At 66.7% G+C, this 17,660-nt stretch carries 20 protein-coding genes; 14 read left to right on the top strand and 6 right to left on the bottom strand.

The genetic code is table 11. From position 1 onward, the window contains the following. From ACX0GZ_RS10395 to ACX0GZ_RS10385, 3 genes are all read left to right on the top strand, one after another. Positions 1 to 204: a hypothetical protein gene (locus ACX0GZ_RS10395; protein WP_458816082.1), complete on the top strand. Its 204-nt coding sequence runs from the start codon at positions 1 to 3 to the stop codon at positions 202 to 204. Positions 205 to 425: 221 nt separating this feature from the next. Beyond that, complete coding sequence (locus tag ACX0GZ_RS10390) at positions 426 to 3,251, top strand: M16 family metallopeptidase (protein ID WP_458816080.1); 2,826 nt, start codon at positions 426 to 428, stop codon at positions 3,249 to 3,251. 135 nt (positions 3,252 to 3,386) lie between these two features. Next, positions 3,387 to 4,397: a cell wall hydrolase gene (locus ACX0GZ_RS10385; RefSeq protein ID WP_458816079.1), complete on the top strand. Its 1,011-nt coding sequence runs from the start codon at positions 3,387 to 3,389 to the stop codon at positions 4,395 to 4,397. Between the two features lie 174 nt (positions 4,398 to 4,571). On the opposite strand, the gene ACX0GZ_RS10380 is transcribed toward ACX0GZ_RS10385, so the two are convergent. Further along, positions 4,572 to 4,910: a hypothetical protein gene (locus ACX0GZ_RS10380; RefSeq protein ID WP_458816077.1), complete on the bottom strand. Its 339-nt coding sequence runs from the start codon at positions 4,908 to 4,910 to the stop codon at positions 4,572 to 4,574. A 235-nt stretch (positions 4,911 to 5,145) separates the two neighbouring features. Here ACX0GZ_RS10380 and ACX0GZ_RS10375 point away from each other — a divergent pair, with 235 nt between their 5' ends. Both ACX0GZ_RS10375 and ACX0GZ_RS10370 read left to right on the top strand, forming a co-directional pair. Beyond that, on the top strand, positions 5,146 to 6,525 hold the full coding sequence (locus ACX0GZ_RS10375; RefSeq protein ID WP_458816075.1) for an APC family permease: 1,380 nt from the start codon (positions 5,146 to 5,148) through the stop codon (positions 6,523 to 6,525). Positions 6,526 to 6,530: 5 nt separating this feature from the next. Further along, entirely contained in the window at positions 6,531 to 7,121 is a 591-nt protein-coding gene (locus tag ACX0GZ_RS10370) for a class I SAM-dependent methyltransferase (RefSeq protein WP_458816201.1), read from the top strand. 124 nt (positions 7,122 to 7,245) lie between these two features. Here the strand turns inward: ACX0GZ_RS10370 and recN are convergent, their stop codons facing one another. Both recN and ACX0GZ_RS10360 read right to left on the bottom strand, forming a co-directional pair. Next, positions 7,246 to 8,910, bottom strand: coding sequence for a DNA repair protein RecN (gene recN / locus ACX0GZ_RS10365; RefSeq protein ID WP_458816073.1), 1,665 nt, complete (start codon positions 8,908 to 8,910; stop codon positions 7,246 to 7,248). Positions 8,911 to 8,938: 28 nt separating this feature from the next. Further along, positions 8,939 to 9,745, bottom strand: a complete 807-nt coding sequence (locus tag ACX0GZ_RS10360) for an outer membrane protein assembly factor BamD (RefSeq protein ID WP_458816071.1) — start codon at positions 9,743 to 9,745, stop codon at positions 8,939 to 8,941. A 135-nt stretch (positions 9,746 to 9,880) separates the two neighbouring features. Here ACX0GZ_RS10360 and ACX0GZ_RS10355 point away from each other — a divergent pair, with 135 nt between their 5' ends. Beyond that, positions 9,881 to 10,705 (top strand): phosphoheptose isomerase, encoded by an 825-nt coding sequence (locus tag ACX0GZ_RS10355; protein WP_458816069.1) that lies wholly within the window; start codon positions 9,881 to 9,883, stop codon positions 10,703 to 10,705. A 282-nt stretch (positions 10,706 to 10,987) separates the two neighbouring features. Then, a complete protein-coding gene (locus tag ACX0GZ_RS10350) occupies positions 10,988 to 11,554 on the top strand; it encodes a glycine zipper 2TM domain-containing protein (protein WP_458816067.1) in 567 nt (188 codons plus the stop codon). A 78-nt stretch (positions 11,555 to 11,632) separates the two neighbouring features. On the opposite strand, the gene ACX0GZ_RS10345 is transcribed toward ACX0GZ_RS10350, so the two are convergent. Beyond that, positions 11,633 to 11,851 carry a hypothetical protein gene (locus ACX0GZ_RS10345; RefSeq protein ID WP_458816065.1) on the bottom strand — a complete coding sequence of 73 codons (219 nt, stop codon included), beginning with the start codon at positions 11,849 to 11,851 and terminating at the stop codon, positions 11,633 to 11,635. Between the two features lie 112 nt (positions 11,852 to 11,963). On the opposite strand from ACX0GZ_RS10345, the gene ACX0GZ_RS10340 reads away from it, so the two are divergent. From ACX0GZ_RS10340 to ACX0GZ_RS10310, 7 genes are read left to right on the top strand one after another with little or no spacing between them, the layout of a single operon-like run. After that, the gene (locus tag ACX0GZ_RS10340; RefSeq protein WP_458816063.1) at positions 11,964 to 12,674 is read left to right on the top strand and encodes a hypothetical protein; all 711 of its coding nucleotides are present in this window, start codon (positions 11,964 to 11,966) and stop codon (positions 12,672 to 12,674) included. 45 nt (positions 12,675 to 12,719) lie between these two features. Next, entirely contained in the window at positions 12,720 to 13,103 is a 384-nt protein-coding gene (gene crcB, locus ACX0GZ_RS10335) for a fluoride efflux transporter CrcB (protein WP_458816061.1), read from the top strand. After that, positions 13,100 to 14,335 (top strand): RluA family pseudouridine synthase, encoded by a 1,236-nt coding sequence (locus ACX0GZ_RS10330; RefSeq protein WP_458816059.1) that lies wholly within the window; start codon positions 13,100 to 13,102, stop codon positions 14,333 to 14,335. Before crcB ends, ACX0GZ_RS10330 begins: the two co-directional genes overlap by 4 nt. Continuing rightward, complete coding sequence (locus ACX0GZ_RS10325; protein WP_458816057.1) at positions 14,335 to 14,934, top strand: FMN-binding negative transcriptional regulator; 600 nt, start codon at positions 14,335 to 14,337, stop codon at positions 14,932 to 14,934. Before ACX0GZ_RS10330 ends, ACX0GZ_RS10325 begins: the two co-directional genes overlap by 1 nt. Continuing rightward, complete coding sequence (locus ACX0GZ_RS10320; RefSeq protein WP_458816055.1) at positions 14,931 to 15,590, top strand: HAD-IA family hydrolase; 660 nt, start codon at positions 14,931 to 14,933, stop codon at positions 15,588 to 15,590. The genes ACX0GZ_RS10325 and ACX0GZ_RS10320 overlap by 4 nt, the downstream gene beginning before the upstream one ends. Then, the gene (locus ACX0GZ_RS10315) at positions 15,587 to 15,808 is read left to right on the top strand and encodes a hypothetical protein (RefSeq protein ID WP_458816053.1); all 222 of its coding nucleotides are present in this window, start codon (positions 15,587 to 15,589) and stop codon (positions 15,806 to 15,808) included. Before ACX0GZ_RS10320 ends, ACX0GZ_RS10315 begins: the two co-directional genes overlap by 4 nt. Then, entirely contained in the window at positions 15,805 to 16,521 is a 717-nt protein-coding gene (locus tag ACX0GZ_RS10310) for an ATP12 family chaperone protein (protein ID WP_458816051.1), read from the top strand. Before ACX0GZ_RS10315 ends, ACX0GZ_RS10310 begins: the two co-directional genes overlap by 4 nt. Before the next feature lie 66 nt (positions 16,522 to 16,587). On the opposite strand, the gene ACX0GZ_RS10305 is transcribed toward ACX0GZ_RS10310, so the two are convergent. Continuing rightward, on the bottom strand, positions 16,588 to 16,929 hold the full coding sequence (locus ACX0GZ_RS10305) for a DUF2794 domain-containing protein (protein ID WP_458816049.1): 342 nt from the start codon (positions 16,927 to 16,929) through the stop codon (positions 16,588 to 16,590). Continuing rightward, positions 16,929 to 17,612, bottom strand: a complete 684-nt coding sequence (epsC, locus tag ACX0GZ_RS10300) for a serine O-acetyltransferase EpsC (RefSeq protein ID WP_458816047.1) — start codon at positions 17,610 to 17,612, stop codon at positions 16,929 to 16,931. Before epsC ends, ACX0GZ_RS10305 begins: the two co-directional genes overlap by 1 nt. Between the last annotated feature and the right edge of the window lie 48 nt (positions 17,613 to 17,660).

The following is a 17,660-nucleotide window of genomic DNA, read 5'->3' as shown; positions in this document are numbered from 1 at the left end:
TTGAGCAACACCGACGACCAGCCAGAGACGAACGAAATTCTCGCCGCCGCGAAGGATGCGAAGGAAGCGCGCGAACGCGCCACGGCGCCCGAGCCCGCAGCCAAAGGCAAGATACCGCTCGCAAAGATCGGCGTCGCGGCGGGGCTGGGCTCGGCGGCACTGGCGGCGGCAGTGTTGTTCGCCCAGCGGCGCAAGAGGGACTGAGCGCCCCCCTTCAACCCCACTCTCCCGTTCGTTTCGAGCGAAGTCGAGAAATATGGGCTGGGCGCACGATCAGCGTTTCTCGACTTCGCTCGAAACAAACGGATGAAAGGGGCGTAACCCTCCCCTAACACACCCTTGCGATCGCCCCCGAAATCGCGCAGGTTCCCGCCCATCAACGCGCGCGCGACCAGCGCGCTGTTTTGCTTCGGGGGAAATCGAACATGCGCCTAGGCTGGACCGCCCTACTGCTCGGGGCATCGCTCCTCACCCTGCCCGCCAACGCGCAGACCACGCCCCCCGCCCCGTCCGCTCAGGTCCAGCCGATCGCGTTCACCGAACGCACCCTGCCCAACGGCCTCAAAGTCTATGCCATCCGCGACACCAACACCGCCAATGTCGCGGTGCATGTCTGGTACGATGTCGGGTCGAAGGCCGATCCCGACGGCCGTTCGGGCTTTTCGCATATGTTCGAACATCTGATGTTCAAATCGACCCGGAATCTGGTCGACGAACAGATGGACCGGCTGACCGAGGATGTCGGCGGGTTCAACAATGCGTCCAACGCCGACGACTACACCAATTATTTCCAGGTCGTCCCCGCCAACCATCTGGAGCGCATCCTGTTCGCAGAAGCCGACCGGATGGGATCGCTGGTGATCGATCCAAAAGTGTTCGCGTCCGAGCGCGAGGTGGTGAAGGAGGAGTTGCGCAGCCGCGTCCTCGCCCAGCCTTACGGCAAGCTGTTCTACCTCTATCTCCCGATGGTGTCCTATACCAACCATCCCTATGCCCGCCCCGGCATCGGCAGCATCGAGGATCTGGACGCCGCGACGATCGAGGATATCCGCGCCTTCCACGCCACCTATTACCGGCCCGACAATGCGGTGCTGGTGGTCGCGGGCAATTTCGATCCCGCGCAGCTCGACCGCTGGGTCGACCAGTATTTCAGCAAGATTTCGCGCCCGAACCGACCGATTCCACGCGTCGATGTGACCGAGCCCGTCCGCACCGCCGCGACGCGCTACACCGTCTATGAGCCCAACACGCCGCTGCCCGCGGTGCTGCTCAGCTATCAGGGGCCATCCTCCGGCCACCGCGATGTGGCGGCGCTCAAACTGATGGAGGCGATCCTGTCGCGCGGCGACAATTCGCGGCTCTATCAAAGCCTGGTCTATCGCGACCGGACTGCGGTTCAGGCGAGCACCTTTTTCTCCGCGCCGCAGGGGCCGGGAACGCTCGCGCTCTACGCCATCCTGTCGGGCGGACAGACGGCGGAGGCGGGCGAAGCCGGACTGCGCCGCGAACTCGCCCGGTTCCGCGACACGCCCGTCACCGCGGCCGAACTGGCCGAGGCGAAGAACGAGATCGTCACCGCCGCGCTTGGCGAGCGCGAAACCGCCGCGGGCAAGGCGTTCGCCGTCGCCAACGGGGTGATCGTCGATCGCAACCCGCGCGCCGCCGACCGCGAACTGGCGGCGCTGCAAGCCGTGACCGCTGCCGATATCCAGCGGGTCGCGCGCGAATGGCTGCGCGACGAACGCAGCGCGGTGATCCATTATCTGCCGATCGAATCGAAACCCGCCGATGCGCCCGCCGGCACCATCGCGGTGCCCGCAACCGTGGTCGCGCGGAAACTGGAAACGCCACCGAACATCGTGATCCACGAACGCGCCACCGGCGACGCCCGCATCCTGCCGCCCGAACCGGGTGCGCCGGTCGCCGCCGTCATCCCGACCCCGGTCGAGGTGAAGCTCGCCAACGGCATGCGCGTCATCACCGTGCAGAAGAGCGACGTTCCGATCGTCAGCGCGACGTTGCTGGCCGATGGCGGCGCGGCGCTCGATCCGCAGGGCAGGGCCGGGCTGGCGTCGATGGTGGCGACCCTGCTGACCAAGGGCACCACGACGCGCTCCGCCACCCAGATCGCCGCCGCGATCGAAACGCTCGGCGGGTCGATCGACAGCGGCGCGGGCGCCGATTCGGCGGCGATCTCGCTGTCGGTCAAATCGGACCAGCTGTCGCCGGCGATGGACCTGCTCGCCGATGTCGCGCGCAACCCTGCCTTCGCGCAGGAGGAACTCGACCGCGCACGCGCCCAGTCGATCGACGGCATCAACGTCCAGATGAAGGATCCCGCGGCGCTTGCGGGCATGGTCGCCAGCCGCGCGGTGTTCGGCACCACGCCCTATGGCGGCGTCACCACCGAAGCGTCGCTGAAGGCGGTGACGCGCGACGACCTGACCAGCGCCTATCGGGCCAGCTGGCGGCCGGAACCGGCGACGCTGGTGCTGGTCGGCGACATCACGCCCGACCGGGCGCGTGCGGAGGCCGAGCGACTGTTCGCCGACTGGAGGGGCAGCGGCACCGCCGCGCCTGCGCCCACTGCCGCCGCGCTCCCCGCGCCGCGCGTGATCGTCGTCGATCTGCCCGAAGCGGGACAGGCGGGCGTGGTGATCGGGCGCGGCGGGCTGGAGCGGCGTTCGCCCGATTTCTATGCCACTTCGGTCGCCAATGCGGTGCTGGGCGTCGGGTTCTCGTCGCGGCTCAACCAGGAAATCCGCATCAAGCGCGGGCTGGCTTATGGCGCGGGCAGCAGCATCGACGGTCGCCGGATGGCGGGGCCGGTGACCGCCCGCACCCAGACCAAGAACGAATCCGCCGCCGAGGTCGTCGCGCTGGTCCGCGCCGAAATCGACCGACTGGCCAGCGAACCCGCGCCCGCAGCCGAACTCGACACACGCAAGGCGGTGCTGATCGGCGGCTTCGGACGATCGGTGGAAACCACCTCGGGCATCGCCAGCGTCATCGCCGATTACGCCACCGACCGGGTGCCGCTGACCGAGCTTCAACGCTATGTCGGCCAGGTGCAGGGCGTCTCGCCCCAGGCGGCACAGGCAGCCGCCGCACGCTATCTCGCGACCGACAAGGCCAGCATCGTCGTGGTCGGCAATTCCAGGCTGTTCATCGACGATCTGCGCAAGGTCTATCCGCAGGTCGAGGTGATTCCGGCGGGATCGCTCAATCTCGAGAGCGCCACGCTTAAATAGCGCCGTCACGCCCGCCTGCGCGGTAAGGACGGGTGCGATCTTCGCAGGGGTTACGTTAACCACAAGCCGTGCCAGCCGGGGACACCCCGGAAAAGCGGGCAGATCGGGTAATGAATCTGCGCTAGAGGAGCGGCGATGTCCGCGCGCCGCCCTGCCCCGTTCGCTGCCAGCACCCGGTTGACCGACCGGCGTGCAGGGCGATTGCGCGTCGTGGCGGCAACGCTTGTCGCTTCACTGATCGGGCTGGGGTTCACCGCGCAGGCAGCGTTCGATCGCGGCACGCCCACCCCCGTCGACGCGCATGCAAGCGAAACCCGCATCGTCGCAACGGACACGTTCGCCGTCGATTACGGCGCCAGCCTGCCCGGCATGACCGGAACCGCCGCGCTTCCCGAAGAACCCGTCGATTATATCCCCACCGCCGATCCGACGCTGGTTGCCGCCCCGCCTTTCGCCTTTCGCGGATCGGCCCTCGACCGCGCCCGCGCGCTCGAATGCCTGACCACCGCCATCTATTACGAAGCAGCAAGCGAACCCGATGACGGACAGGCGGCGGTCGCGCAGGTGATCCTCAACCGCGTCCGCCACCCGACCTTTCCGAACACGGTTTGCGGCGTCATCTATCAGGGGTCGGACCGCAAGGGCTGCCAGTTCAGCTATGCTTGCGACGGCGCGATGGCGCGCAAGCCTTCCGCCACCGGATGGAACCGAGCCCGCCGCGCCGCCGACCTCGCGCTGTCGGGCCGGGTGTTCGCACCCGTAGGCATGGCGACGCACTACCACACCTATGCGGTCACGCCTTACTGGAACAAAAGTCTGGTGATGACGGGGGTTTACGGCGCGCACTTCTTCCACCGTTGGAAGGGATATTGGGGCACGCCGCGCGCGTTCACCGCCAGCTATATGGGCGGGGAACCGTTGCCCGGTCCGCTGGGGCGTCGCGATGTGGCGGCCGATGTCGCCGATACGCTGGCGGGCCGCGCGCCGATCGTCGCGGAACCGGTGACGCTGCCCGCGTCGGTATCGGCGCCGGTCACCGACCTGGCCCAGATTCAACCCGCCCACCGTGAAACCGCGACGGCGCCCGACACGCTCCCGCAATCCACCATCCTCGAAAAATGGGCGGACAGCGGCAAGGCGCGCTGATCGCCGCTCGGTCAAGCGACCATCACCCCGTTCGTTTCGAGCGAAGTCGAGAAACGCTATGCATCGCTTGGTTCGCGTTTCTCGACTTCGCTCGAAACGAACGGGGATGGACGCAAGAAAAGCCCCGCCGGTTTCCCGACGGGGCCATCGCTGGGGACTTGAATCCGCTGTCGCTCAGCGGCGATAGCCGGGACGCCGGTTGTCCTGCATCGCCACGCGGATATTGTAGCTCAGCCGCGTGATCCGCTGGTCCAGATCGCGCAGTTCCTGTCGCGTCAGGCCCGGACGGCTGCGTTCGTAGCGCACGCGCAACTGGCGGATCTGGTTCGACTGCTGTTGCAGCGCGCGAGCTTCCTGACGGTCGATCCGACCCTGGCGGATGCCCTGGTTGATCTGGTTATCGGCGCGAGCGTGATTGTTGATGACGCTGCGCGCGGTCTGGGCGCTGGCGGTCGCCGGCAAAGCGGTGGCGGCAATGCCAAGGCCTGCAACGAGCATGGTGATCTTTTTCATGACACTTCCTCCTTCGAAACTGGTCGCCGGATACGTTCCCGACGCGTTCGAAGATGGTGCCCTCCTGTCGCAGACCTGTGCCGGCAACCGCGCTTTAGTGTCGCCACTTGTCGCGATCGGGCCGCGATCGTTCAGCTTTACGAAGGAACCCTGCCCGGCTTAGGCTGTTTATTCGTTCGCGGCGCTGTTCATGCGTCTTCGCCTCGGGGAGTTTTCGTACCATGCCGGCCCTTTCGTGACCGACAGCAGCGCGTCGCTCTCTTCCGCCAAACCGCTTTCCTCGCCAGCAGAATTCGGGCGTCCACGCCAGACGCTGGGCATTGCCGACGTGCTGGCGATTACCGTCGGCATCGTCATCGGCGCTGGCATTTTCCGCACGCCAGCACTGGTCGCAGGCGCGGCTGGCGGTGACGAGACGCTACTGCTCGCCGTTTGGGCACTTGGCGGTTTGCTCTCGATCATCGGCGCGCTCTGCTATGCCGAGCTGGCATCGGCCTATCCCAATATGGGCGGCGATTATCATTTCCTGGGCCGCGCCTATGGCCAGCGCACGGCGTTCTTCTACGCCTGGGCGCGACTGGCGGTGATCCAGACGGGAAGTCTGGCGTTGCTGGCCTATGTCTTCGCCGATTACATGGTGGCGATTTTGCCTGCATCCGGCCCGCCGGTGCTGTGGGCGGCGATTGCCGTCATCGGGGTCAGCGCGCTCAACTGGCTGGGCGTGCGGCAGGGGGCAGCGGCTCAGAAATGGCTGACTATCGCCGAGGTCGTCGGACTGATCGTGGTGATCGTCGCCGGACTGTTGCTCGCACCCGAAGGCGCCGCGCCGCGACCGGTGACCGGCGAAAGCGCGGTGGGCATGATGATGATCTTCGTCCTCCTGACCTATGGCGGCTGGAACGAGGCGGTCTATGTCTCCGCCGAAATGAAGAACGCGCCGCGCCGGATCGCGCCGGTGATGGTCGGCGGGCTGCTGATCGTGACGGTCCTCTATCTGCTCGCCAACATGGCCTTCCTTCGGGTGCTGGGGATCGGCGGCATGGCGGAAACCGACGCGGTCGCGGCAGGCGTGATGAACGCCGCGATGGGCGATGCGGGGGCAGCGATAGTCAGCCTCATCATCGCGGTCGCGGCGCTGACTTCCGCCAACGCCACGGCGCTGACCGGCGCGCGAACGACCTGTGCGCTCGGACGCCGGTTCAGCCTGCTCTCCTGGCTCGGCAAATGGGACGTGAAGCGCGATACGCCGGGCAATGCGATGATCGCGCAAGGGCTGATCGCATTGCTGCTGGTGCTGGCGGGCGCGTTCGCCCGCAACGGGTTTCAGCTCGCGGTCGATTATACCGCGCCGGTATTCTGGCTGTTCCTGCTGCTGACCGGCCTGTCGCTGTTCGTGCTGCGCGCGAAGGAGCCCGACCGGCCCCGACCGTTCCGCGTGCCGCTCTACCCGATCACGCCAGCAATCTTCTGCGCGACGACCGCTTATCTCTTGTGGTCGAGCGTCACCTATACCGGCTGGGGCGCCTTTGCGGGCGTCGCCGTGCTGGTGGTCGGCGGCGCGATCCTGATGTTCATGACCCCCAATGACGACGACCCAGAGGAGATGACCCTGTGAAAACGATGATGACCGCCGCGATCCTGACGCTCGCGGCCTGCACCAGCGCGCCCGCGCTGTCGAACGGCGCGACCGCCGAACAGGCGACGACCGCCACCCAGCAAGCCGAATCGCGGCGTCCCGACGTGATCTACGTCCCGACCCCGCCCGAAGTCGTCGAGGCGATGCTGGAAATGGCCGACGTTAAGGACGGCGACGTGCTCTATGACCTCGGCTCGGGCGACGGCCGCATCCCGATCGCCGCGGTGAAGCGCGCGAACCTGAACAAAGCCGTCGGCATCGACATCGACCCGCAGCGCATTCAGGAAGCCAACGACAATGCCCGCGCGCAGGGCGTGACCGGCAAGGTCGAGTTCCGCCAGGCCGATCTGTTCGCCAGCGACTTTTCGGACGCCAGCGTCATCACGCTGTATCTGCTCGATTCGCTGAACGAGAAGCTACGGCCCAAATTGCTTGCCGAACTGAAGCCCGGCACCCGCATCGTCAGCCACGCCTTCCGCATGGGCGACTGGGAACCGGAAGAATCGAAGATGGTCGGCAGTTCGATGATTTATAGCTGGACCGTGCCCGCACGCGGGGCGGCTGCCGCCAAGTAACCTACGGGGTGGGGTGACGAATTTCTGTCACCCCACACCGTTCGTTTCGAGTGAAGTCGAGAAACGTGCTTCAAGCACCTATCAGCGTTTCTCGACGTCGCTCGAAACGAACGGATGTTGTTGGTCAGACCGCCTCCAACAACCGATCCGCCTGCGCCCTTGCCTCGTCGGTCACCGTCGCGCCCGACAGCATCCGCGCGATTTCCTCGCGCCTTGCGGCCTCGCCCAAAGGGGTGACGCCGGTGCGGGTTACGGTTCCTTCGTGGCTTTTGGCGATCAGCAGATGACGCGCGCCCCGCGCCGCGACCTGCGGACTGTGAGTCACCACCAGCACCTGCGACTTGCCCGCCAGCCGCGACAGGCGCTCGCCGATCGCGCTCGCCACCGCGCCGCCGACGCCGCGGTCGATTTCGTCGAAGATCAGCGTCGCCGCACCGCCTTCCTCCGCCAGCGCGACCTTTAGCGCGAGGATGAAGCGCGAAAGTTCGCCGCCGGACGCGATCTTGATGAGCGGCGCGAACGGCGCGCCGGGGTTGGTGGAGACAAGAAATTCGACGCGATCCGCCCCGTGCGACGACCATTGATCGGGTGCCAGCGGCTCCACCGACGTTTTGAAGCGCGCCGCATCCAGTTTCAGCGGCGCAAGTTCGGTCGCGACCGCCACGTCCAGCCGCTCGGCGGCCGCGACGCGCCAGGCGGTAATCGCCTCGGCCTCGGATCGATACGCCGTCTCGGCGGCGCTCACCGCCGCCTGCAACCGTGCAACCGCGGCCTCGCCCCCCTCGATCAGCGCCAGCTTCGCGTCCAGATCGGCGGCCAGCGCGGCGAGATCGTCGGGCTGGACCCGGTGCTTGCGCGCGGCAGCCCTAAGCGCGAACAGCCGCGTTTCGTCCGCTTCCAGCGCGGCGGGGTCGAACGCCAGCGCATCGGCGGCCTCGGCCAGCTTGTCCTCGGCCATGCTCGCTTCGATGATCGCGCGGTCGATCGCCGCCAGCGCCTCGGCCAGCGCAGGGTGGTCCTCCGCCACCCGGTCGAGCACGCGTGCGCCTTGACGCAGACGCGCCAGTCCGCCGTCCGATCCGTCGAGCAGGTCGGATATCGTCTGAAGATCGCCCGCGATCTTTTCGCCGCGCTGCATCGACGCACGGCGTTCGGCCAACGCCTCTTCCTCGCCCGCATCGGGGGCCAGCGCGCGGAGTTCGGCGACGGCATGTTCCAGCCATTCGCGGTCGCGCTCCGCCGCGTCGCGTTGCTCCAGCGCCACAGCCAGCGCGTCCTGTGCGTCACGCCATGCCCGGTGCAAGCGCGCCAGCCCCCCGGTGTCGATGCCGCCGAAACTGTCGAGCAAGGCACGATGCCCACGCGAATTGAGCAGTCCGCGATCGTCATGCTGTCCGTGAATTTCCACGAGGAAGCCACTGAGTTCGCGGAGCAATCCCACCGACGCGGGCTGATCGTTGACGAACGCGCGGCTGCCGCCATCGGCCTTGACCAGCCGCCGGATCATCAGCGGCTCGCCGGGTTCGACGTCGATCCCCTGTTCGCCCAGCCGTTCGGCCAGCGCAGGCGGCATCGACGGCAGCTCGAAACTGGCGGTCACCACCGCCTGGGCCGCGCCGTGGCGCACCAGCGACGCATCGCCGCGCATCCCGAGCGTCAGGCCCAGCGCGTCGAGCAGGATCGATTTGCCGGCGCCGGTCTCTCCGGTAAGCACGCCCAGACCGTGCGCGAAATCGAGGTCGAGCGCCTCGATCAGCACCACGTCGCGGATCGAGAGCGCAGTCAGCACGATGGATTATCGCCTTGTCGAAAAGGGGTCAGCTACCCGTGGCCGCCGCCGCGACTTCGGTGTTCGGCGCGTGGCGCTGCATCAGCTGAAACGCGCGCTCATACCATTCGGTATCGGGATAGTTGCGCCCCAGCACCGCTGCCGATTTCTTGGCTTCCTCGGGCACGCCCAGCGCCAGATAGGCTTCGGTCAGGCGCATCAGCGCTTCGGGCGCGTGGGTCGTCGTCTGATACTGGTCGATCACCGTGCGGAAGCGCATCGATGCCGCCAGCCACTGGCCGCGCACTGCGTAGAAGCGCCCGACTTCCATTTCCTTGCCCGCCAGATGGTCGTTGACCAGATCGATCTTCAACCGCGCGTCCGCAGCATAGCGTGTATTGGGGTAACGCCGTGTCAATTCGCCAAGCGCTGCAAGCGCTTGCTGGGTGATCTTCTGATCGCGGGTCACATCGCTGACCTGCTCGTAATAGCTGAGCGCGATCAGATAATAGGCATAAGGCGCGTCGCGGTTGCCCGGATGGATCGACAGGAAGCGCTGCGACGACTGGATCGAATTGGTATATTCGCGGTCCATATAATGGCTGAACGCGCCCATCAGCATCGCGCGGCGCGCCCAGACGGAATAGGGATGCTGGCGCTCCACCTCGTCGAACAAGGCCGCGGCCAGCTTGTACTGGCGTCGGTCGAGCCGGTCCTTGGCCGCCGAATAGAGCGTCCCCACGTCGCGCGCGACATAGGGCGTGTCGGTGCGGGCATTGTTGGTGCCGGCACAGGCCGAAAGCAGAACGGCGCCGGAAATCGCGAGCGCGAGCGAACGGGGGGTCGGGATACGCATGGGATTGGCTATTAGACCAGGCGCGGCATTCCTAACAATGTATTTTCGCGCTTGCGGATTTCGGTCGATAGCGGATGGAGCACCGCTCGGTGCGAAGCGTTGGAACCGACGCGATCCCTGGCTAACGGAGCAAGCATGACCGTCACGCTTTTAGAAACCCACCGCGTCGAAAAGCCCTGGGGTCGGCACGACCTGTGGCCGGGCTTCGCCGATCCGCCTGCGGACGGCGAGCCGATCGGTGAGGTCTGGTACAAAACGCCCGGCGACGAAACGCCCGACCTGCTGGTCAAATATCTGTTCACCAGCGAAAAACTGTCCGTTCAGGTCCACCCCGACGACGATCAGGCGCACGCGCGCGGATTGCCGCGGGGCAAGGACGAATGCTGGCTGGTGCTCGACGCCGAACCCGGTTCGACCATCGCGATCGGCACGCACGAGACGGTGGACGCCGACACGCTGCGTGCCGCCGCGCTCGACGGATCGATCGAGCAACTGCTCGACTGGAAACCGGTGAACGCCGGCGACTTTTTCTACGCCGCATCGGGCACGGTCCACGCGATCGGCGCGGGGATCACGCTGATCGAGATTCAGCAGAACAGCGAAACCACCTATCGCCTGTACGATTATGGTCGCCCGCGCGAGCTGCATCTGGACGACGGGGTCGCGGTATCGGACGCACGACCGTTCGTCGCGCCACCGGCTCCGGGGGAGGTGTCGAAGGGTCGCATCCTGCTGGTCGAAGGACCGAAATTCACGGTCGAACGCTGGTCGGCCGGAGAGCGCCGGATCGACATGCCCGACGGGACGACCGGATGGCTGGTGCCGGTAACCGGATCGGGCACGCTGGGCGATGTCGCCTTTAAGGCGGGCGATTGCCTGACGATAACGGACAGCGCCCGACTGACTGCCAGTGACGACGCCGACCTGCTGTTCGCCTATCCGCTTGGGCATCGTATCTAGACTGCCCCTTGACCCCACACCCGTTCGTTTCGAGCGAAGTCGAGAAACGTGAGCCAGGCGCGCGTGAGCGTTTTCTCGACTTCCGCCAAAGGCGAAAGTTTATCCTGAGCGCCCGCCCTGCGGGCAGTCGAAGGGCTCGAAACAAACGGGTTGGATGGCTCATCCTCGGAAAGCCATCCAGAACCTATCGCGCTCGTGAACGCGAGGTAGTTTTCGGTTCACGCAACCCCATCCCCTTGCGAGCCGTTTTCCCCGCACTGCAATCGGATGGAGTAGTTTTCGATGCGTACCCCTATTCTTGCCGCCATGATCGCCGCGGTTTCGATCCCCGTGATGGCCACCCCGGCCGACGCACAGAGCAATCGCGACGTGCGCGAATATAATCGGGAAGTGCGTGACGCCCAGCGCGACTATCGCCGCGATTTGCGTCAGGCCGACAGTCGGCGCGACGTGCGCGATGCCCGCCGCGAATATAACCGCGAAGTTCGCGACGCACGCCGCGACCTTCGCCAGGACAGCCGCGATTGGCGGCGCTATCGCAACTATGACTACAACCGTTTTGAGCCGGGTCAGCGCACCTATTATGCCGACCGATACTATCGCGACGGCCGCTATTACCAGACCCGCCGTCTGGGCCGGAACGACCGCATCTATGCGGGCAGCAACGGGCGTTATTATTGCCGCCGTTCGGACGGCACGACCGGCCTGATCGTCGGCGGCATCGGCGGCGGCGTGCTTGGTAACGTGCTGTCGAACGGTCGTTCGGCAACGCTCGGCACCTTGCTGGGTGCAGGTGTCGGCGCGGTTCTCGGCAACGCCGTCGATCGCGGCCAGGTCACCTGCCGCTAAGGCTTTTCACGCTTTCGAGTGTGCGAAAGGGAGAGATGGGGTCCGGTATCGCAAGATACCGGGCCTCATTTTTGCGCGTCAGAAAATTCCGCCGCCCAGCATCAGGCGCAGCGCGCCGATCACCAGCAGGACCAGGTTGAAGTTGCGCCCGGTGTTGCTGCTCGACAGCGCGCCGACGGCGGCACCGACGACGGGCAACAGCAACAGCAGCCAGAGCGACCAGCCGAGGAACGGCATGAAGCCGATGAGGAGCAGCGGCAGCGAGACGATGCCGATCAGGATCGAGATGATGTTCATGCCCCCAACATGGGGCAGCAGGCGCGGTGTGGCAATAGACCAAGACACCGCAGCGGCGATAAGGGGGACCGAGACGCTTTCTTAACGGCCCGCGCGGCATAAGCGCCCCGACATGCGTGCTCTTTTTGCCCTCCCCCTGCTGCTTGCCGGTTGCGGCGAAGCGCCCGCCGACGATCCGCTCGCCGCGCTGGAAGCGGAACTTGCCGCCGATACGAGCGACCCGGCCGTCGCCGCCGCGCTCGCGGATCCGATCATGACCGATCCGGCGCTGGTGTCGCGGGCCGACAGCAATGCGATCCGCCCGGCGCCGGCACCCTATGCCGCGCCGATCCCCGCGCCCGACGTCGCCGCGCGCGGCAGCACCGCCGAATCGATCGCGCGGGAAAAGCTCGACTCCGCACCCGCGCCCTCCGGCGATTGCGCCGAATGCGCGACCGCGCGCGAGGCGACGACCCTTGCCGCGCTGGCGACACCGTTCGCAGGCCAGTGCGCGGCCCAACTCACCTATTCGCACGGCTGGTCGACGCGCCTGCCGAACGCCGTGCCGCTTGCCCCCGGCGCGCGTGTGGTCGAGGCGGCAGGACTCTCGAACGCCGCCTGCGACGTGCGAGTCGTTCGATTTTGGAGCGACCTCGACTCCGCACGGCTGATCGACTGGGTTTTCACCCGCGCCAAGGCAGGCGGTTACGCTTCCGAACGCCATGCCGATGCCGTCGGCGAACGCCTGTCGGGCGGTCATCCGGGCGGCAGCCGCTATGCGCTTCATGTCGATCCGCGAGATGGCGGCGGCTCGGACGTGGTGCTGCTCGTCCGCAGCCGCTGACGCACGCCCTTCCGGACCGCGCCGATTCGCGCTAGGCGCACGGGCATGAACAGTCTTTTTCTGGTGATGGCCGGCGGCGCGGTCGGTGCGGGTGCACGGCATCTGGTCGGCCGTGCCAGCATGGCGATTTTCGGCCCCGGCTATCCATGGGGAACGCTCGCGATCAACATTCTGGGTAGCCTGGCGATGGGCGTGCTTGCCGGACTGCTCGCGCGCGGACTGGTCGCTGGGGGGGAAACGGTGCGATTGCTGGTCGGCGTCGGCCTCCTCGGCGGGTTCACGACCTTTTCGGCCTTTTCGCTCGACGCGGTGCTGATGGCCGAGCGCGGCGGGTGGATTGCCGCCCTCCCCTATATCCTTGCGTCGGTCATCGGGTCGATCGGGGCGCTGATCGGCGGCCTCCAACTGGTGCGCGCGGTGACGGCATGAGCGACAAGGAACAGCCCGGCGTGCGCCAGTTTGTCGTAGAGGCCGATGACGACGGTATCCGCCTCGACCGCTGGTTCAAACGCCATCTGCCCGACGCCAATTTCAACACCGTGTCGCGCTGGGCGCGCACGGGTCAGCTCCGCATCGACGGCGCACGCGCCAATCCGGGCGATCGGCTGGCGGTCGGCCAGACCCTGCGCATTCCTCCCGCCGAACCCGAAAAGCCGACCGCCAAGCCCAAGGTTCAGCGCGAACCGCTTTCAGACGAACAGACCGAATTTGCGCAAGGGCTGGTCATCCACCGCGACAAGCAGGCGATCGTGCTCAACAAGCCGCCCGGCCTGGCGACGCAGGGAGGGACCAAGACGACCGAGCATGTCGACGGCCTGCTCGACGCGCTGATCTTTGACGGCGACAGTCGCCCGAAACTGGTCCACCGGCTCGACAAGGATACCAGCGGCGCGCTGCTGATCGCGCGCACCGCCCGCGCGGCCGCGACCTTCGCGAAGAATTTCTCCAGCCGTACCGCGCGCAAGACCTATTGGGCGCTGGTCGTCGGCGTGCCCAATATCGACGACGGCTTCATCGACCTGCCGCTTGCCAAGCAGCCCGGCACGGGCGGCGAAAAGATGCATGTCGACGAAAAGGAAGGGTTGCCCGCGCGCACCCGCTACCGCGTCGTCGAACGCGCGGGCAATCGCGCCGCCTGGGTGTTGCTGATGCCCTATACCGGGCGCACGCATCAGCTGCGCGTCCATATGGCGGCAATCGGCCATCCGATCGTCGGCGACGGCAAATATGGCGCGCAGGAGGCGTTTCTGACCGGCGGGATCAGCCGCAAGATGCACCTTCACGCCCGCCGCATCCGCGTCGATCATCCCGATGGCGGCAAGATCGACGTGACCGCCGAACTGCCGCCGCATTTCGCCGAATCGCTTCACACCCTCGGCTTCGATCAGACCTTGGGCGACGCGCTGGAGCCCGACGACAATCCGCCCCCCGCCACCCGCGAAGAGCAAAAGGCGAAGGCGCGCCAGCACGCCAAGCAGGTGCGCAAGGAACGCCGCGGCGAACGGCGCGGGCGCGCGGGGGGCGATGCGCCGGTGCGTGCGCCCAATACCCGTTCGGCCAAACCGGGGTCGAAAAAACCGGGTCCGGCGAAATCCGGCCCGCGAAAACCGGGCGCAACGCGACCGGGCGCCGGACGCCCGTCACCCACCAAGCGCGGCTGATGCATCCCCATCCGGCCTTTCACTGGCAGGACCGCGACGCGATGCGCGCCTTCGTGCGCGACAAGGCGTTCGGCGCGCTCTTCGCATCGACCCCCGACGGGCCGCGCGTGGCGCATATCCCCGTGACCTGGGACGGCGACGACCGCGTGACCTTTCACCTGTCGCGCAGCAACGGCATCGCGCCGCATCTCGACGGTGCGACGGCGCTGCTCGTCGTCCACGGTCCCGACGCCTATGTCAGCCCCGACTGGTATGGCGAGGGACCGGCGCAGGTGCCGACCTGGAACTATGTCGCGGTCGAACTCGAAGGCCGGGTGTCGGCGCTGCCCCGTGACGCGCTGGTCGCGCAGGTCGATATGCTCGCGGCCGAGCACGAGACGCGCCTGTTGCCGAAGCCGGTCTGGACTCGCGCCAAGATGGATGCCGACCGCTTCGATGCGATGACGCGCGCGATACAGGGCTTTGCGCTGGACGTGACCGCATGGCGCGGCACCCGCAAGCTCGCACAGACCAAATCGCAGGCTGCCCGGCTGGCGGCAGCCGACGCGCTCGACGCGCGCGGCGAGCGCGAGATCGCCCGCTGGATGCGCGGCGCATGAACCGTCTTGCACTGTTCGATTGCGACGGGACTCTGGTCGACAGCCAGGCCAATATCTGTCGCGCGATGGAGGAGGCGTTCGCCCATGCCCGGCTCGACGTGCCCGATCGCGCCGCCATCCGCCGCATTGTCGGGCTTAGCCTCGTCGAGGCGGTGGCGACGCTGATTCCCGATGCGGAGCCTGATTTCCACGTCCATCTCGCCCAGGGCTACCGCGACCGCTTCATCGAGATGCGGCGCTCGGGCGGGCTTGCCGCCGAACCGCTTTACGAGGGCATCGCCGAGACGATCGAGGCGTTGGATGCCCGCGGCTGGGTGCTGGGGATCGCCACCGGCAAGTCCGATCGCGGGCTGCACCTGCTGCTTGACCATCACGGGCTTCGGCACCGGTTCGTCACGCTTCAGACCGCCGATCGCCATCCTTCGAAGCCGCACCCCTCGATGATCGAAACCGCGATGGCCGAGGCAGGTGCCGCGCCGGAGACGACGGTGATGATCGGCGACACCAGCTATGACATGGCGATGGCGGTCGCCGCAGACGCGCATCCGCTGGGGGTCAGCTGGGGCTATCACGGCGCCGACGAGCTGGTCGCGGCGGGCGCGGTGCATGTGCTGGATCATGCGAGCGGCATCGCCGATTATCTGGAGCGGACATGACCGAGGAAGAACAGACCGCGCGCAACCGATATTTCCTGATCGTGCTCGCGCGCATCGTGCCGACCGCAGGCGCGATCTTCGGCATCGTGCTGCTGGGCCGCGCGATCAGCCTGGAACAGAAGATCATCGGCGTCGGCATCGTCGTCGCCGCGCTCGCCGTCATGGCGACGTTGCCGCGCTCGCTCGCGCATAAATGGCGGACGCCCGACCAGCCGTGAAACGGTTCTGGAAAGAGGTATCGGTCGAGCCCGCGCAAGGGGCTTGGGAAATCCGCCTGGATGGTCGCCCGGTCCGCACTCCCGGTCGCGTGCCGCTGGCGCTGCCCTCGCGCGCGATGGCCGATGCGATCGCCGATGAATGGCGCGCCGTCGCCGACGACATCGACCCGCGCGCGATGCCGCTCACCGGCCTCGCCAACGCCGCGATCGATCGCATTGCCCCCGACACCAGAGCCTTCGCCTCTGGCCTTGCCCGCTATGGCGAAAGCGACCTGCTCTGCTACCGCAGCGACCACCCCGCCCTGCTGCGCGAACGTCAGGACCGGCTGTGGGACGCACCGCTCGATTGGGCGCGGGCGCGCTACGATGTGCATTTTGAGATCGTGACCGGGATCATGCACCGCGATCAGCCCCAAGCGACGCTTGCCCGACTGGCGGATGCCATCACGGCGCGCGATGCCTTCGAACTTGCCGCGCTCAACCAGGTGGTGACGATCACCGGTTCGCTGGTGCTGGCACTGGCGCTGGCGGAACGGGCGCTGGATGCAGACGCGGTGTGGCAGGCTGCCAATCTCGACGAAGACTGGCAGATCGAGCAATGGGGGGAGGATAGCTTCGCGACCCAGGCTCGCGCAGTGCGCCAGGCGGATTACGACTCGGCGGTGCGGTTTCTGGGGCTGTGCGGAAGCGAGTCCGACCAGCCTCCCAAATAAATTCACGTCATTCCCGCCTTCGCGGGAATGACGAGGTAACTACGGGCATTCCGACAGCCTGCCCCCTCAATCCACCAGCTTGAGCAGCCTGCGTTCGACCAACGCCAGCACCGGCACCAATTCGTGACCGCGCTTCAGGATCGCGCCATTTTCGGCGACCAGCGCCCACATGCCCTGGCGGTTGCGTAGCGAAGGCCGTTTTTCGATCCGCACTTCCGGATTCTCCGCCGTCCGCCGAAATGCCGCGAAGACCGCGACGTCGCGGTCGAGCAGGATCGCATAATCGCGCCAATGCCCCGCCGCGACCATCCGGCCATAGAGATCGAGAATGCGGGTGAGTTCGATGCGTTCGAACCCGACCTGGCTGGACTTCGTGCCGACATGCGGAAACGGCGTGACCGTCCCCATCAGGCCCGATCGCGCCGCTGCTCGCTGTCGCGTTCGGCCAGCAAATCGTCGACCCGCTTACGCATCGTCTCCAGCTCACAACGCATGATCTCCAGCTTTTGCGTCGCGGGGTCGAACATCTCGCTGCACGGCGTGCCATAGGGGACGAACTGGCCGGACGACCCGCCGCCCTCGACCATCGTCGCGCGGGCGGGAATGCCGACCATCACCGCGCCCTCCGGCACATCCTTGGTCACCACCGCATTCGCACCGACCCGCGCCCGCTGCCCGACGGTAATCGGCCCCAGCACTTGCGCACCCGATCCGATAATCGCGCCGTCCGAAATGGTCGGATGCCGCTTGCCCGCAACGCCGTTGTCGGGGCTGGTCCCGCCCAGCGTCACGCATTGATAGATGGTGACGTTGTCGCCGATCTCCGCGGTCTCGCCGATGACGGTAAAGCCGTGGTCGATAAAGAAATTGCGCCCGATCTTCGCGCCGGGGTGAATGTCGATCGCGGTCAGGAAGCGCGCCCAGTGGTTGACCAGCCGGGCTAGGAAGAACAACCGCGCGCGGAACAGGCGGTGCGCGATGCGGTGATGCGCCAGCGCCCAGACGCCGGGATAGAGCAAAATTTCGGCGCGCGATCGCGGCGCGGGATCGCGCGCCTTGATCGAATCGAGATAGGCCAGGATGCCGCGCATCCGCATTCCCCTTTTGGTCAGCAGCGCAATTTAGGGCGTCGGGCCTGT

The organism is Sphingomonas aestuarii (assembly GCF_054457155.1).
The sequence above is the reverse complement of the archived record's forward strand: the minus strand, read 5'-3'. Positions and strand labels throughout refer to the sequence as shown.